The sequence below is a fragment of the Serratia sp. PL7 genome, assembly GCF_945957435.1.
This window is the reverse complement of sequence record NZ_CAMFLB010000001.1, coordinates 1,377,803-1,400,691: the sequence shown is the minus strand read 5'-3', so window position 1 is coordinate 1,400,691 and position 22,889 is coordinate 1,377,803. Positions and strand designations below refer to the sequence as shown.

Annotated in this window: 24 protein-coding genes; 7 read left to right on the top strand and 17 right to left on the bottom strand. The window is 60.0% G+C overall.

Features of this window, described 5'->3' with window-relative positions; all coding sequences use genetic code 11:
• The first annotated feature begins 12 nt into the window (after positions 1-12).
• Positions 13-405: a helix-turn-helix domain-containing protein gene (locus tag N6G83_RS06485; RefSeq protein WP_260514923.1), complete on the top strand. Its 393-nt coding sequence runs from the start codon at positions 13-15 to the stop codon at positions 403-405.
• Here the strand turns inward: N6G83_RS06485 and clcB are convergent.
• The 5 genes from clcB to N6G83_RS06460 all read right to left on the bottom strand — a co-directional run bounded on the left by clcB (position 402) and on the right by N6G83_RS06460 (position 5,262).
• Positions 402-1,703 carry a voltage-gated ClC-type chloride channel ClcB gene (gene clcB / locus N6G83_RS06480; protein ID WP_260514922.1) on the bottom strand — a complete coding sequence of 434 codons (1,302 nt, stop codon included), beginning with the start codon at positions 1,701-1,703 and terminating at the stop codon, positions 402-404. The genes N6G83_RS06485 and clcB overlap by 4 nt on opposite strands.
• Positions 1,704-1,828: 125 nt before the next feature.
• Entirely contained in the window at positions 1,829-2,968 is a 1,140-nt protein-coding gene (gene osmV / locus N6G83_RS06475) for an osmoprotectant ABC transporter ATP-binding protein OsmV (RefSeq protein WP_260514921.1), read from the bottom strand.
• On the bottom strand, positions 2,965-3,615 hold the full coding sequence (osmW, locus tag N6G83_RS06470; protein WP_015377782.1) for an osmoprotectant ABC transporter permease OsmW: 651 nt from the start codon (positions 3,613-3,615) through the stop codon (positions 2,965-2,967). Before osmW ends, osmV begins: the two co-directional genes overlap by 4 nt.
• A gap of 8 nt (positions 3,616-3,623) precedes the next feature.
• Positions 3,624-4,481 carry a glycine betaine ABC transporter substrate-binding protein gene (locus N6G83_RS06465; protein WP_173888958.1) on the bottom strand — a complete coding sequence of 286 codons (858 nt, stop codon included), beginning with the start codon at positions 4,479-4,481 and terminating at the stop codon, positions 3,624-3,626.
• A gap of 64 nt (positions 4,482-4,545) precedes the next feature.
• Complete coding sequence (locus tag N6G83_RS06460; protein WP_043143261.1) at positions 4,546-5,262, bottom strand: ABC transporter permease; 717 nt, start codon at positions 5,260-5,262, stop codon at positions 4,546-4,548.
• A gap of 509 nt (positions 5,263-5,771) precedes the next feature.
• On the opposite strand from N6G83_RS06460, the gene N6G83_RS06455 reads away from it, so the two are divergent.
• Positions 5,772-7,259: an MDR family MFS transporter gene (locus tag N6G83_RS06455; protein WP_049203477.1), complete on the top strand. Its 1,488-nt coding sequence runs from the start codon at positions 5,772-5,774 to the stop codon at positions 7,257-7,259.
• A 50-nt stretch (positions 7,260-7,309) separates the two neighbouring features.
• On the opposite strand, the gene N6G83_RS06450 is transcribed toward N6G83_RS06455, so the two are convergent.
• Both N6G83_RS06450 and N6G83_RS06445 read right to left on the bottom strand, forming a co-directional pair.
• The gene (locus N6G83_RS06450; RefSeq protein ID WP_019455911.1) at positions 7,310-7,609 is read right to left on the bottom strand and encodes a DUF1161 domain-containing protein; all 300 of its coding nucleotides are present in this window, start codon (positions 7,607-7,609) and stop codon (positions 7,310-7,312) included.
• Between the two features lie 89 nt (positions 7,610-7,698).
• Complete coding sequence (locus tag N6G83_RS06445; RefSeq protein ID WP_019455910.1) at positions 7,699-8,067, bottom strand: DUF1283 family protein; 369 nt, start codon at positions 8,065-8,067, stop codon at positions 7,699-7,701.
• Positions 8,068-8,215: 148 nt separating this feature from the next.
• Here N6G83_RS06445 and N6G83_RS06440 point away from each other — a divergent pair, with 148 nt between their 5' ends.
• Positions 8,216-8,542 (top strand): YnfA family protein, encoded by a 327-nt coding sequence (locus N6G83_RS06440; protein WP_025302721.1) that lies wholly within the window; start codon positions 8,216-8,218, stop codon positions 8,540-8,542.
• Between the two features lie 36 nt (positions 8,543-8,578).
• On the opposite strand, the gene ydfG is transcribed toward N6G83_RS06440, so the two are convergent.
• The 6 genes from ydfG to N6G83_RS06410 form a co-directional block, all read right to left on the bottom strand.
• Entirely contained in the window at positions 8,579-9,328 is a 750-nt protein-coding gene (ydfG, locus tag N6G83_RS06435; RefSeq protein WP_060432993.1) for a bifunctional NADP-dependent 3-hydroxy acid dehydrogenase/3-hydroxypropionate dehydrogenase YdfG, read from the bottom strand.
• A 125-nt stretch (positions 9,329-9,453) separates the two neighbouring features.
• Positions 9,454-9,975: a GNAT family N-acetyltransferase gene (locus N6G83_RS06430; RefSeq protein ID WP_025302723.1), complete on the bottom strand. Its 522-nt coding sequence runs from the start codon at positions 9,973-9,975 to the stop codon at positions 9,454-9,456.
• Positions 9,976-10,174: 199 nt separating this feature from the next.
• Complete coding sequence (fecA, locus tag N6G83_RS06425; protein WP_141997970.1) at positions 10,175-12,526, bottom strand: TonB-dependent Fe(3+) dicitrate receptor FecA; 2,352 nt, start codon at positions 12,524-12,526, stop codon at positions 10,175-10,177.
• Between the two features lie 115 nt (positions 12,527-12,641).
• A complete protein-coding gene (gene fecR / locus N6G83_RS06420) occupies positions 12,642-13,598 on the bottom strand; it encodes a ferric citrate uptake sigma factor regulator FecR (protein ID WP_060447217.1) in 957 nt (318 codons plus the stop codon).
• The gene (gene fecI / locus N6G83_RS06415) at positions 13,595-14,119 is read right to left on the bottom strand and encodes a ferric citrate uptake sigma factor FecI (RefSeq protein ID WP_060447216.1); all 525 of its coding nucleotides are present in this window, start codon (positions 14,117-14,119) and stop codon (positions 13,595-13,597) included. Before fecI ends, fecR begins: the two co-directional genes overlap by 4 nt.
• Positions 14,120-14,177: 58 nt before the next feature.
• Positions 14,178-14,360 (bottom strand): hypothetical protein, encoded by a 183-nt coding sequence (locus N6G83_RS06410; protein ID WP_127146125.1) that lies wholly within the window; start codon positions 14,358-14,360, stop codon positions 14,178-14,180.
• Positions 14,361-14,547: 187 nt separating this feature from the next.
• Between N6G83_RS06410 and guaD the strand changes: the two genes are divergently transcribed.
• Complete coding sequence (gene guaD, locus N6G83_RS06405) at positions 14,548-15,864, top strand: guanine deaminase (RefSeq protein ID WP_060432995.1); 1,317 nt, start codon at positions 14,548-14,550, stop codon at positions 15,862-15,864.
• Here the strand turns inward: guaD and N6G83_RS06400 are convergent.
• Complete coding sequence (locus tag N6G83_RS06400) at positions 15,846-17,012, bottom strand: MFS transporter (protein WP_260514918.1); 1,167 nt, start codon at positions 17,010-17,012, stop codon at positions 15,846-15,848. The two genes, guaD and N6G83_RS06400, sit on opposite strands and share 19 nt — an antisense overlap.
• A gap of 103 nt (positions 17,013-17,115) precedes the next feature.
• On the opposite strand from N6G83_RS06400, the gene N6G83_RS06395 reads away from it, so the two are divergent.
• The 3 genes from N6G83_RS06395 to N6G83_RS06385 all read left to right on the top strand — a co-directional run bounded on the left by N6G83_RS06395 (position 17,116) and on the right by N6G83_RS06385 (position 21,846).
• On the top strand, positions 17,116-18,030 hold the full coding sequence (locus N6G83_RS06395) for a LysR family transcriptional regulator (protein WP_260514916.1): 915 nt from the start codon (positions 17,116-17,118) through the stop codon (positions 18,028-18,030).
• 437 nt (positions 18,031-18,467) lie between these two features.
• Positions 18,468-19,754 carry an HlyD family secretion protein gene (locus tag N6G83_RS06390; RefSeq protein WP_260514914.1) on the top strand — a complete coding sequence of 429 codons (1,287 nt, stop codon included), beginning with the start codon at positions 18,468-18,470 and terminating at the stop codon, positions 19,752-19,754.
• Positions 19,747-21,846, top strand: a complete 2,100-nt coding sequence (locus tag N6G83_RS06385) for a peptidase domain-containing ABC transporter (RefSeq protein WP_016927850.1) — start codon at positions 19,747-19,749, stop codon at positions 21,844-21,846. The genes N6G83_RS06390 and N6G83_RS06385 overlap by 8 nt, the downstream gene beginning before the upstream one ends.
• Before the next feature lie 186 nt (positions 21,847-22,032).
• Here the strand turns inward: N6G83_RS06385 and N6G83_RS06380 are convergent, their stop codons facing one another.
• The 3 genes from N6G83_RS06380 to N6G83_RS06370 are packed head-to-tail and all read right to left on the bottom strand — an operon-like array spanning position 22,033 to position 22,815.
• Positions 22,033-22,320 carry a hypothetical protein gene (locus N6G83_RS06380; RefSeq protein WP_025302730.1) on the bottom strand — a complete coding sequence of 96 codons (288 nt, stop codon included), beginning with the start codon at positions 22,318-22,320 and terminating at the stop codon, positions 22,033-22,035.
• Between the two features lie 42 nt (positions 22,321-22,362).
• Positions 22,363-22,530 (bottom strand): hypothetical protein, encoded by a 168-nt coding sequence (locus tag N6G83_RS06375; RefSeq protein WP_016927849.1) that lies wholly within the window; start codon positions 22,528-22,530, stop codon positions 22,363-22,365.
• Positions 22,531-22,554: 24 nt separating this feature from the next.
• Entirely contained in the window at positions 22,555-22,815 is a 261-nt protein-coding gene (locus N6G83_RS06370; protein WP_016927848.1) for a hypothetical protein, read from the bottom strand.
• Positions 22,816-22,889: the final 74 nt, after the last annotated feature.

The window sequence follows — 22,889 nt, the reverse complement described above, 5'->3', positions numbered from 1 at the left end:
GGCTTCAAGTCAATGGCAAAAGAACTGGATATCGGCGCGGTGGCGCGCCTGAGCGGAGTAACGCCTTCTGCGCTGCGGCATTACGAGAAAAAGGGGCTGATTGCGTCGATAGGCCGCCACGGTTTGCGCCGTCAATACGCCGCCGGGGTGCTCGATCAACTGCGGCTGATTGCGCTCGCGCGCCTGGCCGGCTTTACGTTGGATGAGATGAGTGCCTTGTTTGACGAACGGGGCCAAATCGCGATCGATCGCGGGCTGCTGGCGGCGCGGGCGGATGAGCTTGATCGCCATATCCAGCGCCTGATGCAGGTGCGCGACGGGCTGCGGCACATGGTCGATTGTCCTGAACCCGAGCACCTGCAGTGCCCGCAGTTCAGGAAAATATTGCAGCAGGGTGAGTTCTAAGCCTCGCGTTTGGGCGGCTGCGCCGTGTGGTACACCGACACCGGTCGCAGGCCGCGCGACACGGTGGTGGCGATCACGCAGGCCAGCAGAATGCCGGGCAGCAGCGCGTATTCGCCGGTCATTTCAAACACCATCAGCGCCGCCATGATCGGCGCATGGGTGGTGGCGGCCAGCAGGGTAGCCATGCCGGTCAGCGCCAGCAGCAGCGGCACCGCCGCATCCATGCCCGGCCACAGGCCAAACAGCTGACCGATGATCGAGCCGAGCGCGGCGCCGACGAACAGCGTCGGGGTGAAGACCCCGCCGGGTGCACCCGACCCGCTGCTGGCAAGGATTGCCAACAGTTTACATACCAGGATCGCCCCCAGCAGCAACACCCCCGGTGGCGCAATCAGCAGCGCCTGTACCACGCTGTAACCGTTGCCCCACACCTGTGGGAACAGCAGCGAAAGCAGCCCGACGATCAGGCCGCCCAACGCCAGCTGCAACGGCGGCTTCAACCGCAGCGATCGGAACGCGCGGCCGGTGGCGGTCATCAGCCATAAAAACAGCGGCCCGCCGGCGCCGGCCACCACGCCGACCAGCGCCATCAGCAGGTATTGTGTCGGCAGAGGGGCGGATAGCGGCGTCACCAGGTAGAGCGGCGCCTGGCCGCCGTTGAGCAGGTTGGTCATCAGCAGGGCGCTCACTGCGGCGATCACCACCGGGCCGAGCGAGGCCAGCATCAGGGTGCCGAACAGGATCTCGGCGATAAACAGGCTGCCCGCCAGCGGCGCATGATAGGCGCTGGCCATCCCGGCGGCGGCAGCGCAGGCCACCCACAGTTTCCATTCTTTCTCGTGCGTAAAGCGCTGGGCAAACAACGAGCCCACCAGCGCCGCCAGCAGGATCATCGCGCCTTCGCGGCCGATGGCGCTGCCGCTCGACACCACCAGCAGCGACGCCAGACACTTCACCAGACTGGCGCCGGTATCCAGCTTGCCGTTGCCGGTCTCAATCGCTTCCATATAGTCGGTGGGCGCCGCTGGACGCTGGTGGCGGTAGCGCTGGTGAATATACAGCAGCAGGCCCGCCGCCAGACCGCCCAGCGCGGGCGTCAGCGCGCGTCGCCAGCCGGGCAGCGCGGCGGCGGCGGCCACCAGGCTGCCGTCGGCATTGCCGAGCAGCAGCCACTCGAGACCAATCATCGAACGGTGGAACAGCCACACCGCCAGGGCGGCGGCGACGCCGATAAACACGGCGATAAGCAGGCTGCGCAGCAGGGCGCGATAGTGGTGCAGGTGGACCAATCTTTTCATGCGTGGGCGGCGTCGTGAGAAAAATCAAAGGGTCATCAGCGCATTGTGCTTGGCGCTCCGGCCGATGACCAGTGAATCTTTAGCAAACTGCGGCTTAGGCGGGGCGGCGAGCGCCCCGGCGGGGGTTATTGCGGCGTCAACACCCGGCGCGTGCGGCCGGAGCTGAGGTAGTCGGCGATATAATCCTGCGAGATTTCGCCGCTGTAGCGGCCGTCTTCATCGACGATCGGCATCCAGGAGGTGTTGTGCTCGTACAGTTTCGACAGCACCACGCGCAGGTTCTCCTCCGCACGGGCGGTGACGCGGAAACGGTGCAGGCTGTCGGAGCAGACCCCGGGCGCGCCGCGCGCCTCACGGCGTTTGACGTATCCCAACGGTTTGCCGTCGGCATCCACCACCGTCACCGAGCGGGCGTCGATATCGTCCATCAGACCGAACGCCTCCACTAGCGGCGTCTCCCGGCGCACCGTCACCGTTTCCTGTTGATCGGCCACGTCGCCGGCCTGCACCAACAGCAGGCGCTTCAGCGTGCGATCCTGGCCGACAAAGGACGCGACGAAGTCGTTCGCCGGGCGCGCCAGCAGCTCATCGGCGCTGGCGTTCTGCACGATTTTGCCCTGGCGGAACACCGCGATGCGATCGCCGAGCTTCAGCGCTTCGTCGATGTCGTGGCTGACCAGCATCACGGTCTTTTTCAGCTGGCGCTGCATGTCGAGAAACTCGTTCTGGATGGTTTCGCGGTTGATCGGGTCTACCGCGCCGAAGGGCTCATCCATCAGCAGCACCGGCGGATCGGCGGCCAGCGCGCGGATCACGCCGATGCGCTGTTGCTGCCCGCCGGACATCTCTTTCGGGTAGCGGTGCAAAAAGCGCTTGGGATCCAGTGCCACCATGCTCATCAGCTCCTCGGCGCGATCGTGGCAGCGTTTTTTGTCCCAGCCCAGCATGCGCGGCACCACGGTGATGTTCTCCTCGATGGTCATGTTGGGGAACAGACCGATCTGCTGGATGACGTAGCCGATTTTGCGGCGCAGGCTGACGGTATCCAGCGCGCTGGTGTCTTCGCCATTGATCAGAATGGTGCCGCCGGTGGGTTCGATCAGGCGGTTGATCATCTTGAGCGTGGTGGTTTTGCCGCAGCCGGAAGGGCCGAGCAGCACGCAGATTTCGCCTTCCGGCACGTCCAGATCGATGTTGTCGACGGCGTTGAACGGCGTGCCGTTCTTCTGCATAAACTGTTTGGTCAGATTTTCCAATTTAATCATGAGCGGATCCCCTTGGGCGTAAGCGCAATTTGCAAGCGGTGCAATAACCAATCGAGGACGATCGCCAGCAGGCTGATCATCACGGCGCCGGTAATCAACTGGCGGATGTCGCTGCTGCTGATGCCGTTGAGCAGCAGCAGGCCGAGACCGCCGGCGCCGATCACCGCGGCGATCGCCATCACGCCGATATTCATCACCACGGCGGTGCGAATGCCGCCGAAAATCACCGGCAGCGCCACCGGGATCTCTACCCAGCGCAGGCGTTGCCAGAACGTCATGCCGATGCCGCGGCCGGCTTCGCGCAGCCCGCCGGGCAGGTTGTCGAGCGCGGTGTGGGTATTGCGCACGATCGGCAGCAGCGAGTAGAGGAACACCGCGGTGATCGCCGGTACGTAGCCAATGCCGTGGCCGATTAAGGAAAACAGCGGGATCATCAGCCCGAACAGGGCGATGGAGGGCACGGTCAGCACCAGCGTGGCCAGGCTCAGCACCGGCGTCGCCAACCATTTGTGGCGGACAATCAGCACGCCGAGCGGCACGCCGATCAGGATCGCCAGGCCGACGGCGACGCCGACCAGCAGCAGGTGTTCCAGCGTCAATCCGGCGATATAGGCCCAGTTTTGCCAGGCGTAAAGTAAGGTATTCATCATGTCTCCTAAATCAGGCCGCGCTGCTTGAGGAACGCGTCGGCGACCTGTTGCGGCGTCTGGTAGTCGATATCTACCTTGGCGTTAAGCTCGGTGATGACCTGGTTATTGAACTGTTTCGACAGCGTGTTCAGCGCCGCTTCCAGCCCCGGCGTGTTTTGCAACACGTCGGCGCGCACCACCGGCGTGACCGCATAACTCGGGAAATAGCCTTTGTCGTCTTCCAGCACCTGCAGATCGAACCCTTTCACCCGACCGTCGGTGGTGTACACCAGCCCGGCGTCGACGAAGCCGTCGCGAATGGCGTTGTAGACCAGGCCGGGGTCCATCTGGCGGATTTGCGGGCGATCGAGCGGCATGTCGTACAGGGCCTGCATCGGCTTCAGACCGTCCGAGCGGCCGGCGAACTCCAGATCCAGCCCCAGCAGCCAGTTGTGTTTAGGGTCGGTTTTACGCACCTGCTCCACTTTGGCCACCAGCTGCGACATCGTGCGGATCTGCTCTTTTTCCGCGCGCTGCCGCTGCATGGCGAAGGCGTAGGTGTTGTTCATGTCCGCCGGCTGCAGCCAAACCAGCCCGAGTTTGGCGTCGAGCTTTTTCACCGTGTCGTAGGTTTCCTGCGGCGACATGCGCTTATTGATGTGGTTAAAGATGATCAGCGAGGTGCCGGTGTATTCCCAGGTCATGTCGATCTGTTTGTTGATCATCGCGTTGCGGGTGATCACCGTAGCCAGATTGGTCTTGGGTTCGACCTGAAAACCTTTGGCCCGCAGGTATTGCACGGTGATTGCCGACAGAATGCGCTGTTCGGTAAAGTTCTTGCTCGCCAGCGTCAGCGGGGCGGCCCAGGCGGCCGCGCCGGTCATCAGCAAGGAGAACAGCAGCGCGTGGCGGAGTGGTTGTAACCATCGAGTCATCGCGTTTCTCCCGTCAAGATGCGGTATGAGGGCTGAGCCGGCGGCCGAGACCGGCCAGCGCCAGATCGAGCAGCAGGGCGATCAGCGCGGTGGCGGCGGCGCCGAGGATCAGCGTCGGGAAGTCGTTCAGGTAGATGCCGGGGAAGATCAGCTCGCCGTAGCTGCTGGCACCGATTAAAAACGCCAGCGGCGCGGTGCCGACGTTAATCGCCATCGCGATGCGCACCCCGGCGAAGATCACCGGTAGCGCGTTAGGGAGTTCGACCTGCCGCAGTCGCTGCCCGGCGGTCATGCCAATACCGTTGGCGGCCTCGACCAGCGCCGGTGGCACCGAACGCAGGCCGGCATAGGTATTGCGCACGATGGGCAGCAGCGAGGCGAGGAACAGTGCCACCACCGCCGGCCGATCGCCGATGCCGATGATTACCATCGCCAGCGCCAGCACCGCCAGTGGCGGCAGGGTGTTGCCGACGTTGAAGATCTGCATCACGTGTTCCGCCCAGCGGCGGGCAAAGGGGCGGCTCAGCAGGATGCCGCTGGGAATGCCGACCAGCAGCGACAGCAGCATGGAGCAGGCCACCAGGAACATGTGTTGCTGGCCGAGGTAGATCAAATCTTCCCGGCGCGACTTGAGGGTGTCCCAACCGATGCCGTAAACCAGCAGCGCGATGACGGCGATAAACAGCAGGCTCCCGAGGAGCAGGCGCCGGTATGGCGCTGACTTGTGCATGATGTTGCGTCCTCCGTTGCGCGGAGCGGCCGACTAGACGGCGCATTCCGCTCTGATTGTTACCCACGGCCCGGCGGGCGTGGCGGTACAAAACGGGCGTTTCGCATGAGGTTAGCGACATTGAGCGAAGGGTGCGTTCGGCACAGCGTGCTGAACGTAGGCTCAATACGTGAGTTAATCAGCATAAGATACTGATATTTAAACCCGAGAAAGCACGAAGCCCAAAGGCGTCGGCTAGGGAAGGTATAGCACCCTGTCGTTGGTCGTGCCAAGTTTTATGAACAAAATCAGGTGATTGAGTTTACGCCGATCTGCGCCTCAGCCCGCGTCAGCGCTGGGATGCATGGAAAGTGAAAAAAATCCGCCGCATAACGTTACGCTGTAACAATGAGTCCAAATGGTGCGATTCGCCGCCGGCAAAGACAGGATGTGAGGGCGGATAGACTCGGCGCAGGCGCTTGCTGATATACTCAGAGAAAATAAAAACGCCAGGAAAGCTGCATAACGCCATGACAAATAACGTTTCACCCGCACCCATCGCTCACCGCCCGCTGATTCTGATCGCCTGCATGCTGGCGATGTTCATGTCGGCGATCGAAGCCACCATCGTCGCCACCGCCATGCCGACCATCATCGGCGATCTCGGCGGCTTCTCGCTGCTGGGCTGGGTGTTCGCGGTCTATTTGCTGGCGCAGGCGATCACCATCCCCATCTACGGGCGGCTGGCGGATCTCTACGGCCGCAAGCGGGTGTTCTTCTTCGGCGCCACGCTGTTTCTGCTGGGATCGGTGCTGTGCGGCTTCGCCCCCGACATGTATTGGCTGATCGGCTTTCGTCTGCTGCAGGGGTTGGGCGCCGGCGCCATCATGCCGATCGCGTCCACCATCATCGGCGACATCTACAGCGCCACCGAGCGGCCGAAGGTGATGGGCTACCTGTCGAGCGTATGGGGCGTGTCGGCGATCATCGGCCCGCTGTTGGGGGCGTTTATCGTCCAGCATCTGCCGTGGGCGCTGGTGTTCTGGGTTAACCTGCCGATCGGCCTGCTGGCGATGTTCTTCCTCTGGCGCTATCTGCCGGCGCATCAGCAGCTGCGGCGGCACGCGCTGGATCTGGCGGGCACCGCCTGGCTGACGCTGTTCGTTTCGGCGCTGCTGCTGGCGCTGTTGCAGATGGAAAGTCTGGGATGGTGGGTGGCGCCGCTGTTTGCGCTGGCGGCGGCGTCGCTGGCGCTGCTTGTCCGCCAGGAGCGGCGTGCGGTCGAACCGTTGTTCCCGCTGGCGCTGTGGCAAAGCCGGGTGATCGTCGCCGGCAACATCGGCGGGCTGGTGATCGGTGCGGCGATGATGGGCATCAGCGCTTTCCTGCCCACCTTCATTCAGGGCGTGATGGGCGGCTCGCCGCTGGAGGCGGGCACCACGCTGGCCCTGATGTCGATCGGTTGGCCGCTGGCCAGCACGCTGAGCGGCCGTTTGATGCTGATGACCTCGTATCGCGCCACGGCGCTGCTGGGGGCGCTGCTGTTGGTGGCGGGCGGCCTGATATTGCTGCTGTTGCAGCCGGCGGGCGGCCTGCTGTGGGGCCGGGTGGCGGCGTTTATGGTCGGCGCCGGTATGGGGTTGTGCAACACCACGTTTCTGGTTTCGGTGCAGAACGCGGCGCATTACAGCATTCGCGGCATCGCCACCGCCTGTACCGTGTTTACCCGTATGGTGGGCTCGGCCATCGGCACCGCTATTCTGGGCGCGACGCTGAATCTCAACTTGCAGTGGCGTTTGCCGGAGATTGACGATCCGGTGCAGCGTCTGATGGAACCGGCGGTGCGCCAGAGCATGGGGAGCGAGGCGTTGGCGCAGCTGACCCAGCAGGTGGCGGCTTCGCTGCATTGGGTATTTCTGGTGTCGGCGCTGGTGTCGTTGCTGGCGCTGGCGGCGGCGATGCTGATCCCGGCGCGTTGTCGGCCGCAGGGCGAAGAAGAAGAGGCGGAGCAGGCGTAAGGGAGAAGGAAAGGGCGCTGCTGCAGAGCGCCCGGGATAGCCGGTGTGGCTTACTGCGTGTTGGAGGTATCCTGGCTGGTGCCGGTCTGCGCCGCGTCACCGCGATCGTCGCCGTTGTTCAGGCGGGTATAGACGATCTTCTGGGTGTCGTTTTCGCAGTGGCCGACCACCTGGCCACCCGCTTGATCGGCCTGATCGTTGGGCACGATCTCCAGTTTGAAGCCGGACTCCGGTACGCCGTTATTGACGATTTTTTGCGAAATGTCCGCTTTCACGCTTTCGCAGGAGGCCAGTGCCGCCAGCGGGGCGCCGGCCAGCAACACAGCGGTTAATATCAGCGTTTTTTTCATCACGTCATCCTTTTAGACAATGGACTTCCTGTAACAGGATAGCAGCAACGGCGACCGGGTTTCACGCTTGCCCGCCCGCCGCAGGCGGATTAAGGATTAATCCGACGGCCGGTCTGGCGATCCAGGCATTTACGGGTGTCCGGTTCCCAGTAGGCGTTGACGTTGTTGCTGTCGTTGCAACGGTCTTCGTCATCCGCGGCGCGATCGGCCTTGTCGAACTCTTTCTCGACGCGAGTGTTAACCTTGTGGCGCAGGGTTTTGGTATCATTCCACTGCTCTTTGCTCTGGCGCGCTTCTTCGGTGCTCATCGCGCCGCTGCCTTTGCCATCGACGGTGACGCAGGTGCTGCCCTGAGTGCAGGTGGCGGCCAGCGCCGGCGCCTGCCAGGCGCCCATAACGGCCAGCATGGCGACCGGCAGCATCCCGCGCAGCAGTCGTTGGGTCGAAAATGTTTTCATCGTTTCATCCTTATGAGTGAGTGCGCCTGATGATGGCGGCACTGGCGTTACCTCGCCCGCAGGCGTGGTGACAAATATACCACTGCGTTCCTGGAATTCACCAGCCAAGCGCCGATTCGTTTACTTTATCGAGAGAAAACTGCGACCGATGTTAAAAACCACGCTGTTGTTTTTCGCCACTGCGCTCGCCGAAATTATCGGCTGTTTCCTGCCTTACCTGTGGCTCAAGAAGCAGGGCAGCGCCTGGCTGCTGCTGCCGGCGGCATTAAGCCTGATGCTGTTTGTCTGGCTGTTGACACTGCATCCGGCGGCCAGCGGGCGAGTCTACGCGGCCTATGGCGGCGTGTATGTGGCGACGGCGCTGCTGTGGCTGCGGGTGGTGGATGGGGTGAAGCTGTCTGCGCTGGACTGGGTGGGCGCCGGGGTGGCGCTGGTGGGCATGCTGATCATCGTTTCCGGCTGGCGCGCGGCCTGAGGAAACAGGGCGGGAGTCGCCTCCCGCCGCCAGGGATCAGGCGCCGCGGTGGATGTTCAGCCCGGCGAAGGACTGGCTGACCGGCATCATTTCCAGCGTGTTGATGTTGACGCGCGCCGGCAACGTGGCGACCCAGAACACCGACTCGGCGATGTCTTCCGGCGTCAGCGCATCGGCGCCTTCGTAGGTTTTATTGACCTTGCCGTCATCGCCCTTGAAGCGCACGTTGGAAAACTCGGTGCCGCCCACCAGGCCCGGCTCGATATCGGTCACGCGGATGCGCGTGCCGTGCAGATCGGCACGCAGGCCCAGGCTGAACTGTTTGACGAACGCCTTGGTGGCGCCGTACACGTTGCCGCCGGCGTAAGGCCAGTTGGCGGCGGTGGAGCCGATGTTGATCACGTGGCCGACGTTGCGTTCGACCATGGCCGGCAGCAGCGCGCGCGTCATGTTCACCAGCCCTTTGGCGTTGGTGTCAATCATGGTTTCCCAGTCATCGGCGTTGGCCTTGTGCGCCGGCTCCAGCCCCAGCGCCAGCCCGGCGTTGTTCACCAGCACGTCGATCTGACGCAGCTCGGCCGGCAGTGCCTCGATCGCCTGTTGAATGGCGGCGCGGTTGCGCACGTCGAGCCGCACGATGTGCAGCGCTTGCCCTAATTCGTCCTGCAGCTCTTCGAGACGCTCAAGGCGGCGCCCGGCGGCGATCACCTGGTGGCCTTCACGGATAAAACGGCGCGTAATGGCTTCGCCGAAACCGGAGGTGGCGCCGGTAACAAAAATAATCATGTTGCTGTTCCTCAACTGTTTTTACCCTACATGCCTCTATCATTAGCACAAACCCGCAGGCAGTGGCAGCGGTTATCACGGCGGAAAGCAAAAAAGGTCACACCGGGCCGGCGGCCCGATGCAGATTAGCGCTGAGGCGGTAAGTGGTACACCACGGCGTCATACTTGACGCGTTCGCAACGGCCGGCCAGCACGCCGCCCAGCGACTCGACGAGGCGGCGGCTGGCGGTATTCTGTTCGGCCACCGGGTAGATAAGGTGCTGCGGCTGAAAGCGTTCGCTGACCCAGCGCGCGATGCTCTCAACGATTTCGCGGCCGTAACCCTGGCCATGCAGGCTCTCTTTGACCCAGATGCCCAGCTCCGGGGTGTGGCTGCGCAGGTTGTGTGCGCCGCCGACGCCGACGAACTCTCGGTCTTCGCGCCGGCGGGCGACGAAGATCACTTCTTCGCCTTCGCGCATCAGCGGCAGCCAGCCTTGCCAGACGTTGGCGAAATCTTCCGGTGACGCTTCCGGCTCAAAGGTCATAAAGCGCGTCAGAGTGGGGGTGATCGCCTGGTAAACATCGTCGGCGTCTGCTGCGGTAAAGGGGGCAATCAACAAACGGTCGGTGTCCACGCGGCACTGAGAAAGGTCATTATGATTCATCTTATTCCCTCGCTTTTCAGGCCAGAACGGCAAAAAATCCGCGCCCATAAATCGGGGCGGATCGTCGATACTACGCGTATTGGCGTCAGAAGCGACTTATTTTTCGCCGTTGCGGCGGCGCGGAGGAGTGGTTTTATGTGACATCGTCACGTTGATGGGAAAGGCGGCGGGCACGGTTAACCGCACCCGCCGCTGAAGATCAGAACTTCACCGAACCTTGCAGATAGATCGTGCGCGGCTGACCGATGTACAGACCTTTGTTGTTGTCGTCATAGGCGCGGGTGAAATACTCGTGGTTGAACAGGTTTTTCACCCCGACGCCCAGATTCAGACCGGCCATTTCCGGGCCGAAATCATAGGCGGCGCGCACGCCCCACAGCATATAGCCGGGAATGCGGCCGGTGCTGCCGTCGGCGCTTTCCGCCACGGTGTTGGCGTTGTCGGCGAACTGGCTGGACTGGAACTCGCCGTTAAGATTAAACGCCCAGTTGCCCGGCGTGTAGTCCAGCCCCAGCGTGCCTTTATGCTTCGGCGAGAACGGCACCTGGTTGCCCTTGTAGCCGCCGTCTTCGCGGATGGTGGCGTTGACGTAGGCGTAGCTGGCGTAGGCGGTCAGGTCGTCCAGTTTCGGCGTCAGCTGCGACAGATCGTAACGCAGGCTGCCTTCCAGCCCGGCGTGGCGGGTTTTGCCGCGCGCGGTCACGCTGTCGGTCACCTGGTTGGAGTCGTACTGGTTGTTGAAGTTGATCAGGAATAGCCCGATCTCGCCGGTCAGCGCATCGCCGGCGTAGCGGGTGCCCAGCTCCCAGGTGCGCGCCTTCTCCGGTTCAATCTTGCCGCTGTCGACCGCTTTGCCCATCTGGCTGTATTGCACGGTGCCGAAGGAGCCTTCGGTGTTGGCGTACAGGTTCCAGTATTCGTTCAGGTGATACATCACGTTCAACGCCGGCAGCGGTGCGTTATAGCTAACGTCGAGGCGGTTGTTCTTGATGTAGTTGTTCTGATACGACTTGATGTACTCGTAGCGCATGCCCGGCGTGATAGTCCAGTCGCCGATGTCGATGCGATCGTCGATATAGAAGGCGTGCGCCTCGGTGCCGGACTGGGTGTCGCGATCGTACGGGCTGGCGGTGGACGGCAGCCTGCCGGTGCTGGCCTTGCTGGTGTAGCGTAGCTCGTGGGTGGATTCGCTGACGTAGCGGTAGCCGACGCCGACCTCATGCGCCGAATCGCCCCAGCGGAAGCTCTGGCTGTAGCGCGGTTCCACGCCGCGCACCCAGTATTCGCGCGGCGACAGCGTCAGGTTTTTACCCTGATCCAGATAGCCGCTGCGCAGGGTGTAGGTGTAGAAGCTCTGCACGTCGAACTTATGCTGTTGATCCGGCTGATACTGATAGCCGAAGTTGGCCAACTGGCGGCGGCCCCAGAACTTGTCGTACGGGCGCGTCGACTGGAATGGGTTGGCGTTGTAGTCCGCCCGGCTCAGGCCGCCCGGCATGTCCGCTTCGCCTTCGTAGTATTGCAGCAGGCTGTTGAAGGTGTGCACCTCGTTCGGGGCGTAGCGGCTTTTCAGCATCACGTCGTCAATCTTGGTCGCGCTGTGCTCGCGCCAGTCGCTGCCGCGGGTGCCGGAGTAGAGCAGCGCCGCGCCGAAGCCGTTGTCGGCGGTGCCGCCGATCATCAGGTTGCCGGTGCCTTTCGGGTGATCCTGGCGCGAGGTCGGGCTGAGCTGCCCCTGCATGCCGGCCTCCATGCCGAAGGTTTTCGGGATGGCGCGGGTGACGAAGTTAACCACGCCGCCGACGCTCTGCGGCCCGTAGCGCACCGCGCCGCCGCCGCGCACCACGTCAATCGCATCCATATTGCCGAGCGAGACCGGCGCCAGCGACAGCTGCGGCTGGCCGTAAGGGGCGAAGGGCACTGGGATGCCGTCCATCAGCACGGTGGAGCGGCTGGCGAGGCGCGGATTGAGGCCGCGAATGCCGAAGTTCAGCGCCATGTCATGGCTGCCGGTGCCGTTGTTCTCCGGCGCCACTACGCCCGGCACGCGGTTCAACGCTTCGCGCACGGTGGTGGTGCCGGTTTTGACGAAGTCTTCGCGGCGCACTACGTCGCGTGCACCGGGATGTTCGAACACGTCGATCTGGCGGCCTTCCGCCAACCAGTCGCCGACCACGGTGATGTCCTCTTCTTTCTGCGGCTGCGGCAGTTTGGCCAGCGTGTAGCCGTTGTTGCCGAGCGCTTTAGCCTGCAGGCCGCTGCCCGCCAGCAGGGCGTTCAGGCCGTCATCGACGCCGTAGCTGCCGCTCAGGCCCGGCGAACGTTTACCGGCGGTCAGTGCGCCGTCCACCGAGAGCGCGATGCCGGCGCGCGCGGCGAAAGCGTTCAGCGCGCCGTCCAGCTCACCGGCCGGAATGTGATAGGCGGCAGCGGCGCTGGCGGCGCTCGCCATCTGCGGTGCAGCGAAGACCAGGCCAATGGCCACGGCCAGCGGCGTGGCCCGTTTTCCCCAAAGCGAAGCCGGAGCGACCTTTCCCCAAGCGTTGTTCATACCTTCTCCTGAATCATTTTTTATTTATTGCTGCAGTGTTTTCCTGGGAGTCGGATGAGCGAAGCAAAAGGGACAATCAAGAATGCGATTTTTTATCATTTTTATTTAAAAAGATTCAGGCGGGGACGATTTGCAGCCAATAGCGGGTAAAGCTCTGCAGGCGCACCGGCAGGGTCTGGCTGAGCAGGGCGAGGGCGCGATCGGTATCGTTGAGCGGGAAACTGCCGCTGACGCGCAGGCCGGCGACGGCCGGATCGCAGCTCAGGTGGCCGCGCCGGTAGCGCGCCAGTTCGGCGATCACCCGGTCCAGCCGCCACTGGCTGACGCTCAACACGCCGCGCAGCCAGCCGTCCTCCGTCGTGGCCGGTTGTTTGTCGCTGAAGGCCGTGGTGCTGAAGCTGATCTGTTCTCCGGCGTTCACCCGGCGCTTTTGTTGCGCGTCTTGCGCCAGCTGCGCCTCGACCGCGTGTTCCAGCACCGCCAGGCGAGTTTCGCCGTCGCTCTCGCGCACCAAAAAACGGGTGCCGAGCGCGCGCATCGCCCCCTGCGGGCTTTGTACCCACAGCGGCCGGGGATCGCGTCCGGTCACCAGGCTGATTTCTCCGGCGTGCAAGCGGATCAACCGTTGGCGATCGTCGTAATGCACGTCTACCGCGCTGGCGGTGTTCAACACCAGTTGGGTGCCGTCGCTTAACACAATGGGTTTGATTTCGCCGGTGGCGGTGCGGTAGTCGGCGCGCAGCTCCCGGCCGAGCGGCGACTGGTAGAAGAATCCGCCGCCGCCCACGCCGAGCAGCAACAGCAGACTCTTCAGCAGGGTGCGGCGATCGATCGCCGACTGGCGGTCTGCGCGATCGAGCGCACGGTAGCTGAACTTGCCCGGCACGCCCTGCAACTGACTCTGCAGCGCTTCGACGCGCTGCCAGGCCCAGCGGTGATCGTCATGCTGCTGGTGCCAGGCTTGCCATTGTTGGCGCTGGCGTTCGGTGACGTGCTCATCGCACAGCAGGGCATACCAGTGTGCGGCCATTTTCAGCGCCTGGCGCTGCTCGGGGGTGATGGCGTTGCTCATGAATAAATGTCGTTTTCGAGGCTGAACAGCAGGCAATGCTCGGTGGCTTTGGCCATGTATTTTTTAACCGAACTGACCGACACGCCGAGGCGCGCGGCGATGTCCGCATAGCCCAGACCGTCGAGCTGCGACAACAGAAAGGCCTGTTTTACCTTCGGCCCCAGGCCATCGAGCATGGCGTCGATCTGCTGCAGGCTTTCCAGCAGGCTCTGGCGCTGCTCCGGCGACGGGGCGTAGCCTTCCGGGATCAGCGCCAGCATCTCCAGATAGGCGCGTTCCAGCGTTCTGCGGCGGAACAGATCGACCATCACCCGCTTGGCGACGGTGACCAGAAAATCTTTCGGCTCGCGCAGGGTCGCCGCGGCGTCGCTTTTCAGCAGGCGCATGAAGGTGTCCTGCGCCACATCGTCCGCGTCGAACGCGCAGCCCAGCCGCCTGCGCAACCATCCCTGCAACCAGGCATGATGGGTGGCGTAAAGGCGCGACAGCGCGGTGTGCGGGGCGGAAGCGGTGGCGGACATGGTTTTCGCATTGCTGGTCAAAAAGATGCGCGGATGATAATTGAGAATGGTTATCGTTTCAAGTTTGTCGGGTGGCCTGCGGAATGGGCCAGACCGCTTTGCATCGTGTTGGAATAAACGTCACGGCCGCGAAATTATCCGCTTGCCCAATAAAGGTGCAGCGGCGCGGTGTTATTTCGGCAAGCAAACGGTTGCTATTCGTCTGCCGTTGAAGACCGCCGCGCGTTTTATTCTTTTTCATCGGTTGGTTTTCTTTGGTTGAATTAGTATCACTCTGTTTTTAAATAAAAATATATTTTATGACCGCCTGTTGGCACACGGCTTGCTATGCTTAATCCGGTCTTTGCGTTTGGGTAAAAAGGGCCTTGTTTCATCATCGCAAGTTATTACGCGGGTGGGCTTGGCCGGTCGTCACAAGGAAGAAAATAATGGCACTTCAATTCACCACGGCTATTCGTGGCAATTTTTTTGATATCGCCGCCTGTGTGGAGGCGCCGCAACAGCTTGAGGAACGCCTGCGGCACATTCCCGACGGTTTGCTGCTGCTGAACGACGGCGTCATCGTCTGGTTCGGCAGCTGGCAGCAGGGCGAGGCGCTGCTGCCACCGGGCTTCGCGGTCACGGAGTATCGCGACAAACCGATCGTACCGGGGTTTATCGATACCCATATCCACTATCCGCAAACCGAAATGATTGGCGCCTATGGCGATCAACTGCTGGACTGGTTAAACAATTACACCTTCCCGACCGAAAGCCGTTACGGCTGCGAGCAGCACGCCGATGCGATGTCGGCCTTCTTTCTGCGGGAGTTGTTGAGCAACGGCACCACCACCGCGCTGGTGTTCGGCACCGTGCATCCGCAGTCGGTCGATACGCTGTTCAGCCAGGCGGCAGCGCTGAACATGCGCCTGATCGCCGGTAAGGTGATGATGGATCGCCATGCGCCGGAGGCGCTGCTGGAAACGCCGGAGCAGAGTTACCGCCAAACGCGTGAACTGATCGAACGCTGGCACGGCAAAGGCCGCCTCGGTTACGCCATTACGCCGCGCTTTGCGCCCACCAGTACGCCGGCGTTGCTGGCGCAGGTGCAGCGGCTGCGCGAAGAATTCCCCGACGTTTGGCTGCAGACGCACCTGAGCGAGAATCCGCAGGAAGTGGCCTGGGTAAAAGCGCTGTTCCCGCAGAGCCAAAGCTATCTGGACGTTTACCACCGCTACGGCATGACCGGCAGCAAAAGCGTGTTCGCCCACTGCCTGCACCTGGAGGAGCAGGAGTGGGACTGCCTGTGCGAGACCCGCTCGGCAATCGCCTTTTGCCCCACCTCCAACCTGTTTCTCGGCAGCGGGCTGTTTGACCTGCAGCAGGCCTGGCGCAAGCGGGTGAAGCTCGGTATCGGCACCGACGTAGGGGCCGGCACCACCTTCAATATGCTACGCACGCTGGGTGAGGCGTACAAGGTCGGCCAACTGCAGCATTACCGGCTCGCCGCCGTAGAAGCGTTCTATCATGCCACCCTGGGCGGTGCCCGCGCGCTGTCGCTGGACGACAAAATCGGCAACTTCAACGTCGGCAAAGAGGCGGATTTCGTGGTGCTCGATCCGGCGGTCACGCCGCTGCAGCAGTTGCGCTACGCCAACAGCGCCACGTCTGCGGAGCAAGGGTTCGTGCTGATGACCCTGGGAGACGATCGCAACATTTATCGCACCTATGTGAATGGTAAGGTGGTTTATGAGGCGTCGCGCTGACACAGCCGCGCCTGCAGCCAAACGCTGAGCGGTGCGACGGCGACGGCACTCAGCGCGCACAGCCATAACAGACGTTGCAAACTGAGCGGGGTGAGGCCGCCGCTCAGCAGCGTGGAGGAGAGCAAGAAGGCCACCGTGGCGCTCAGGTGTATCAGGGCGGTTTGCAGTACGCCGAAGGCGGCGCGTTGCCGATTGTCCGGCCAGCGCATGCTCAGGGAAGAGATCGCCACCAGCCGCGCATAGGCCGCCGCGAGAAACGCGACCATGAACAGTTCACCGCGATCGCCACCGCGCGCCGCCAGCCACAGGCTGCCTAGCAGCAACAGCGTGGCGCCCACCGTCAGCGTCACGGCACCAAAGCGTTGCAGCCAGCGGCCTGCCAGCACGGTCGCCAGATAACCCGCCACGCCGCCGATGAAAAATAGCCAGGACAAATGCGCGTCTACCACCTGTAACCGCTGGGTGAGCAGCGGCGCCAGCACCGGGATCAGCAGCATTGGGCTGAACTGCGTCAGGCCGGCGGCGGCGGCGAACAGCAACAACCGGCGATCGAGCGTGACGGGCGCGGCAGCCTGTGGCTGCGGCGTATCCCTGGGAACGAACAGCGCCACCAATACGGCCGCCAGCAGACACAGCCCGCCGATAGCCGCCAGCGCAACGCGCCAGCTTGCCACTTCGCACAGGTACAGCATGCCCGGCATGCCGACAATGCTCACCAGCGAAAAAGACGCGATCACCGTCGCCAGCATTCTGCCGTGCAGCGCGGCCGGCGCGGCGTTGAGCAGCAAGCCGATCCCGACGCCCATCGTGGTGCCGCCCAACAGCCCGGCCAGCAGCCGCAGCGCTAACAGCCAGTAAAACTGCTGGGTTGTGGCGATCAATAAGGTGGTCACGGCCAGTAGCGTGACATTGAGCATCAGAAAGCGCTGCTTCTCAACGCCGCCGATCCAGAAAAATGCGCCGATGCCGGAAATCACCGCCGCCAGCGTATAGGCCGCGCTGACATAGCCGGCGAAGCTGACGGGCACGGAAAAATCGGCGGCCATGTAGAGGAATATCGGGTTGAATACCATGTATTCCAGTGCGTTGGTGAACTGAATAAAGGCGATGACCAGCGCTATCGCCGTCAGCTTTCTCGTGGGTGTCATAAGCATCTATCGGTTGCAGAGTCAGGCCGGCAGTGTAGCGCTTGGTGTTGATCGGGATTAGATGGTAGAAATGGCATGGTTTGTTATCAAATCAGGGATAATCATGCGCGATAAATTGGATTTAAACCTGTTACGCATCTTCGTGGCGGTGGTGGAGCAAGGCAGCTTCGTCGGGGCGGCGCGGGCGCTGGCGATGCCGACCTCCAACGTCAGCCGCTATATCTCTCAGCTGGAGCGCCAGCTCGAGCAGCGATTGCTCGAACGCAGCACTCGCTCGATGCGGCTGACGCCGAACGGCCAACTGTTGCATGAACGCACCCAGCCGCTGCTGGCGTCGCTGGAACACACCGCGCAAACCCTCAGCGAACGGCAGCAACAGCTGCGTGGGCCGCTGCGCCTGTGCGTGCCCAATGAAGTGGGGCCATACCTGTTGGGCGAGCCGCTGGCGGCGTTCGCCCTGCAGCATCCGCAGATCGAAATCAGCTGCGTGACTAACCTGGCGGGTATGACGTCGCTGCTCGACGATGTCGATCTGGCGGTGATGATCAGCCGGGGCATGCTGGACGACAGCGACTATGTCGCGCAGCCGCTGGCGTCTTTCCCCTGCATCGTGGTGGCCGCTCCGGCGTTGCTGGCGCAGTGGTCGCCGTCGTCGGAGATTGAACAATTCACGCAATTGCCCTGCATCAGCACGGTGGATGCGCTGAAGGGCATGCCGTGGCAGTTCGTCCGCCCGGACGGAACCTTCGTTACCGTCCCGGTCAATGCGCGCTATCGTGTCAATAGCGGGGAGATGGCGCTGAAGGCGGCCTTGGCCGGCGTGGGGTTCGCCATGCTCTCCGAGCTCGGCTGCCGGCCGTTTCTGGCCGATGGCCGTTTGGTTGAGGTGCCGCTGGCACTGCCGCCGGCGCCGCTGCAGCTGTATGCCGTTTACCCCGGTCGCCGCTATCTGCCGGCCAAAGCGCGCGCGCTGCTGACCTTTCTGATACAGCAGGTCGGCGAGGCGGCTCACGTCTAATCACTTGTTTTTGCTCAAACTGCCAACTGCCCTAAGCTAGGAGGTGACTCAGAGGGAGCCATTCCCCGAGACCTTATTCCGTGGACATGGAGGCGTTTCGATTTGATGCGTTTATCCACATTGCTGCTCGATCCGGCGGTCACGCCGCTGCCTATTACATATGGCGAGAGATAGAATGAATAGAGTTATTTGATTAGGAGGCTCTTTATTGGTTTTTTATCGATATGCATAGTGATATACGGCTATGTGGTTGGGTAAGTGCGTAAAAAACATTGCATTTATTCGGAACGCTCGATATCATAATGAGAATAATTATCTTTACGATATCGCTAATTAAAAACAACAGATCTGTTTTAATCTCTGCTGCTGTTTTTCGATATGCTTCCGCATTTTACGAGCCAAGGCTGGCTTGAGTTTTATTTCTGGAAAGGGATGTCATGCGTGATTTGTTTCGACAGGAAGCCACGGATCATCAGCGGGCGAAATGGGCGGGTAAGGCTTTATTGATAAACGGCTTGCCTGCCTGGTGCTTTGGTCTTTTATCGTTTTTATTTATTCTTGTTTTCCTCTCTTTTCTTATATTCAGTCATTATACACGCCGCATTAATGTTTATGGCGAAATCACCACCTTTCCCCGCTCAGTCAACGTGTTTGCGCCCCAACAGGGTTTTATCTCGGAACGCTTCGTCGAAGTGGGGGATGTGGTTAAAAAAGGCCAGCGTCTTTATCATATTGATGTCAGCCGAGTGACGGATAACGGGAAAGTGAGCGCCAATACGCGCCTGGCGCTTGAAAACCAGTTAAAACATGTCGACAGCATCATTCTTAAGTTGCAAGACAACAAGCGTATGACGCTGGAAAATCTACGCGCGCAAAAAAAACAGTATGAATTGGCGCATATGCAGTCCAAACAGCTGTTGGATAATGCACGAGAGGGGGTGGCATTTGCTCAGGACAACATGCGTTCCTATAAGGAATATCAGCAACGCGGTCTGATTACCAAAGATCAGCTTAGCGGGCAAACCTATTCATTTTATCAACAACAAAGTCTGTTCCAAAACTTGCATAGTCAACACATTCAAGAGTCGTTGCAAATTACGAATTTGGAAAGTGACATCGTTACGCGCGCGGCAGATTTTGATAACCAAATTTCGCAGTACCAGTTTCAGCGCAATGATTTGCAACGGCAGTTAGCGGAAGCCGATGCCAGCGGCGCATTGATCGTGAACGCCCCAAGCGATGGCCGCATTGAGTCTCTCAGCGTTACGCCGGGTCAGATGGTCAATAGCGGTGACAGCTTGGTACAGATTATTCCACGTAATGGCGCGATTTATCAGCTAGTTTTATGGTTGCCGAACACCAGTGTGCCTTATGTTTCAGCGGGGGACGGCATTAACATTCGCTATGACGCTTTCCCTTATGAGAAGTTCGGTCAGTTTCCCGGCAGAATAGAAAGCATCGCTTATGTACCGGCCTCCATTCAAGAAATGTCAACTTACAGCAGTTCTCCCGTGCATCAACCCAGCGCGCAAACGGCATCTTTTTACAAGGTGACCGTTTCCCTGGATAAAACGCATATCAGTTACCAGGGCAAAGCGTTGCAGCTCACTAACGGCATGCGGGCTCAATCCACGCTGTTTCTGGAAGAAAGGCCTCTATATCAATGGATGTTCTCACCTTTCTACGATATGAAAAACAGCCTGATGGGGCCAATCAATGACTGAATCTTATTTAGACGCGCTAAAGGGCAAACTCAATTTGTCGCTGCGCCGCAAAGTGCCGCAGATCCTGCAAACTGAAGCCTCGGAATGCGGGCTGGCCAGTTTAGCGATGGTATGCCATTACCATGGTTTGCAAATCGATCTGTTTAATCTGCGCAGCCGCTACGGCTTTTCTTCACGCGGGGCGACGCTCTCCGCGTTGATTGACATCGCGAGCGCACTCAAGCTGCAATCCAGAGCGTTATCGCTGAATATCGATGAGCTTAAAGCGTTGAAAATGCCCTGTATTCTGCATTGGGACATGAAGCATTTCGTGGTGCTTGTCAGTGTCAGCCGAGGGCGGGCGGTGATCCATGATCCTGCCTTTGGCCGTAAAGTGCTGGAGTTGCATGAACTGTCGCGGCATTTTACCGGCGTAGCGCTTGAGCTATGGCCAGACAGTGAATTTCAGCCGATCAAACAGCAAAGCAGATTGCGCTTTCGTAAGCTGATGAGCAATGTGCGCGGCCTTAAGGGAGCCTTGCTAAAGATCTTCTGTCTGTCGATCGTGATTGAAGCGGTTAATCTGCTGTTGCCCGTTGGTACGCAGTTGGTCATGGACCATGTGATTTTGGCCGGCGATCATGATCTTTTAGCGCTGATATGTATAGGATTGCTGTTCTTTATTTTATTCCGCACCGGCGTATCCATGTTGCGCTCGTGGATCTCTATCGTCATGGGCGCGTTGATAGACGTGCAATGGAAGGCGGGAGTGTTTGATCATCTGATGAAATTGCCGCTTTCCTTCTTTGAGAAGCGCAAGTTGGGTGATATTCAATCCCGTTTCGGCTCATTGGATACGATAAGAGCGACTTTCACTACCAGCATCGTCAGCAGCATTATTGATGGCATCATGTCTGTCGGGGTATTTGTCATGATGCTGCTCTATGGCGGCTGGTTAGTTTGGGTGGTGCTCGGCTTTACGGCGATATACGTCATTCTCAGGCTGTCGACTTATCAACATTATCGGCAGCTGTCGGAAGAGCAGTTGGTGAAGGGCGCGCGGGCCGGGTCTCATTTCATGGAGACGTTATATAGCATCAGTACGTTAAAGGCGTTGGGGTTATCTGAAACCCGTTCACAGTATTGGCTGAATCTAAACGTAGAAACGATCAATGCGGGTATCAAACTGACCAAGTTAAACATGATGTTTGGCGGTTTGGGGGCGTTTATTGCCACCTGCGATCAGGTGATCATCCTTTGGCTCGGCGCGGCATTGGTCATAGACAATCAAATGACGATCGGCATGTTTATCGCGTTTAACGCCTACCGTGGGCAGTTCTCGGAGCGTGCCAGCAGCTTGATCGACATGATGCTTCAGCTGCGAATGTTAAGCTTGCACAATGAAAGGGTGGCGGACATTGTGCTTTCGTCACCGGAACCGCAAATGCCCGCGCGTCAGCTCTTCACAAAAGGCAACGCCGCAGAGCTTCAGGTGCGGAATCTGCGCTACCAGTATGATCGTTTGGCGAAACCCATTATCACGGATTTGAATCTCAGCATTGCCGCGGGAGAAAGCGTGGCGATTGTCGGCCCCTCCGGCGTGGGTAAAACCACATTGATGAAGTTAATGTGTGGGTTGCTGTCGCCGGATGAAGGAGCCGTGCTGGTCGATGGTATGGATATCAGCAACATTGGCGTTAATAATTATCGCCAATGTATCGCTTGCGTGCTGCAAGATGACAAGCTGCTGGCGGGATCTATCGCTGAAAATATTTCAGGATTTGACGCCGAAATGGATCTGAAACGTATTGAGGCGTGCGCACGGCGTTGCAATATGCATGATGATATTCAAAACATGCCGATGGGCTACGAAACATTGATCGGCGAATTGGGGGGAAGCCTTTCTGGCGGACAGAAACAGCGTTTATTGATAGCCCGTGCGCTCTATCGTCGCCCCAGCATTCTGTTTATGGACGAAGCGACCAGCCACCTGGATCTCGATAATGAAACACATATTAACCGCGCTATTTCACAACTGAACATTACCCGCGTGATTATTGCGCACCGTCCATCGACGATTGCCTCTGCGGATAGAGTCATTCAACTCGGGTAACGTCAGCTTCGCTTCACCTGGCTTCTTCATCTCGACATTTTCGCTACGCCAACCGCGCTGCTCACCCTGTGGTGGGCCCATGACAAAAAGGGTTATCATAACGATAACCCTGGCATGAAATGACGCTTTAGGCGCTGAAGCCAACGTTAACCGGGGAGGTCAGCCGTGTGGCTGGCAGGGCCCCGATCAGTTCGAATCGGTATTGTTGTTGTTCCCCCACATGGTACCGCCGCCGTTGCTCCCGCCCCAGGGAATGCCTGATGGGCCAACAGAGCCGGGGGCACGATCGCCGGTGACATAGTTACCGACAGCACCGCCGACAATGGTGCCGACAACGCCGCCCGCCACGCCACCGATAGAGCCGATGCCACCGCCGATCGCTGCGCCGACCGTTTCCGCGGAAACCGTCAATGTACCGCTGCGATCTCCTGCACCGGAAATGATTGAACATTCTTCAGAGGTAAGATTGCGCATATTTGCTCCTTAATCATTAAATTTTCAAATAAGCCACGTTTATCATGCCGAGCGTTGCCCGCGATCGCTATTGAGCAATTTATGCGTGCCGATAACGGCAACGGCGATAAGGGCGTATTTCAAGAAGCGATTGAGGGTGAAATAATCCGCAATCGTGCCAGCAACAAGCCCAATTAAAATGGCGAACAATACAATAAGTGACTTTTTCATATGATGAACACGAATCTTCCTGTATTAGTTACTGTCGGCAGGATTGTTCGTCGATGTTTGTTTATTGCCACCCAACATGGATTCCACCATTTTGCCTGCGGTATAGGCGGCACCACCGATAACGGCACCGGCAACAGCGCCTGGGCCGGCACCGACACCGCCAGCCATGGCGCCGGTCATCGCGCCACCAACCGCGCCGGCCGCGACGGCCCCGCCCAGTTCCGCATAGCTGAAATCCCCAGCGGCTGCGATAAAGTTCACTTCATTAATCGTAAGTTCTCTCATAACGACTTCCTTATATTATTGGTTTTTGGTTTTTGCAGTTTTCCGATACCAGAAAAATGCCACTAGCAAGGTTG

Coding starts and splice junctions, on each gene's coding strand:
- N6G83_RS06485 (WP_260514923.1), top strand. CDS start 13: ATGGCAAAAGAACTGGATATCGGCGCGGTGGCGCGCCTGAGCGGAGTA.
- clcB (WP_260514922.1), bottom strand. CDS start 1,703: ATGAAAAGATTGGTCCACCTGCACCACTATCGCGCCCTGCTGCGCAGC.
- osmV (WP_260514921.1), bottom strand. CDS start 2,968: ATGATTAAATTGGAAAATCTGACCAAACAGTTTATGCAGAAGAACGGC.
- osmW (WP_015377782.1), bottom strand. CDS start 3,615: ATGAATACCTTACTTTACGCCTGGCAAAACTGGGCCTATATCGCCGGA.
- N6G83_RS06465 (WP_173888958.1), bottom strand. CDS start 4,481: ATGACCGGCGCGGCCGCCTGGGCCGCCCCGCTGACGCTGGCGAGCAAG.
- N6G83_RS06460 (WP_043143261.1), bottom strand. CDS start 5,262: ATGCACAAGTCAGCGCCATACCGGCGCCTGCTCCTCGGGAGCCTGCTG.
- N6G83_RS06455 (WP_049203477.1), top strand. CDS start 5,772: ATGACAAATAACGTTTCACCCGCACCCATCGCTCACCGCCCGCTGATT.
- N6G83_RS06450 (WP_019455911.1), bottom strand. CDS start 7,609: ATGAAAAAAACGCTGATATTAACCGCTGTGTTGCTGGCCGGCGCCCCG.
- N6G83_RS06445 (WP_019455910.1), bottom strand. CDS start 8,067: ATGAAAACATTTTCGACCCAACGACTGCTGCGCGGGATGCTGCCGGTC.
- N6G83_RS06440 (WP_025302721.1), top strand. CDS start 8,216: ATGTTAAAAACCACGCTGTTGTTTTTCGCCACTGCGCTCGCCGAAATT.
- ydfG (WP_060432993.1), bottom strand. CDS start 9,328: ATGATTATTTTTGTTACCGGCGCCACCTCCGGTTTCGGCGAAGCCATT.
- N6G83_RS06430 (WP_025302723.1), bottom strand. CDS start 9,975: ATGAATCATAATGACCTTTCTCAGTGCCGCGTGGACACCGACCGTTTG.
- fecA (WP_141997970.1), bottom strand. CDS start 12,526: ATGAACAACGCTTGGGGAAAGGTCGCTCCGGCTTCGCTTTGGGGAAAA.
- fecR (WP_060447217.1), bottom strand. CDS start 13,598: ATGAGCAACGCCATCACCCCCGAGCAGCGCCAGGCGCTGAAAATGGCC.
- fecI (WP_060447216.1), bottom strand. CDS start 14,119: ATGTCCGCCACCGCTTCCGCCCCGCACACCGCGCTGTCGCGCCTTTAC.
- N6G83_RS06410 (WP_127146125.1), bottom strand. CDS start 14,360: ATGAAAAAGAATAAAACGCGCGGCGGTCTTCAACGGCAGACGAATAGC.
- guaD (WP_060432995.1), top strand. CDS start 14,548: ATGGCACTTCAATTCACCACGGCTATTCGTGGCAATTTTTTTGATATC.
- N6G83_RS06400 (WP_260514918.1), bottom strand. CDS start 17,012: ATGACACCCACGAGAAAGCTGACGGCGATAGCGCTGGTCATCGCCTTT.
- N6G83_RS06395 (WP_260514916.1), top strand. CDS start 17,116: ATGCGCGATAAATTGGATTTAAACCTGTTACGCATCTTCGTGGCGGTG.
- N6G83_RS06390 (WP_260514914.1), top strand. CDS start 18,468: ATGCGTGATTTGTTTCGACAGGAAGCCACGGATCATCAGCGGGCGAAA.
- N6G83_RS06385 (WP_016927850.1), top strand. CDS start 19,747: ATGACTGAATCTTATTTAGACGCGCTAAAGGGCAAACTCAATTTGTCG.
- N6G83_RS06380 (WP_025302730.1), bottom strand. CDS start 22,320: ATGCGCAATCTTACCTCTGAAGAATGTTCAATCATTTCCGGTGCAGGA.
- N6G83_RS06375 (WP_016927849.1), bottom strand. CDS start 22,530: ATGAAAAAGTCACTTATTGTATTGTTCGCCATTTTAATTGGGCTTGTT.
- N6G83_RS06370 (WP_016927848.1), bottom strand. CDS start 22,815: ATGAGAGAACTTACGATTAATGAAGTGAACTTTATCGCAGCCGCTGGG.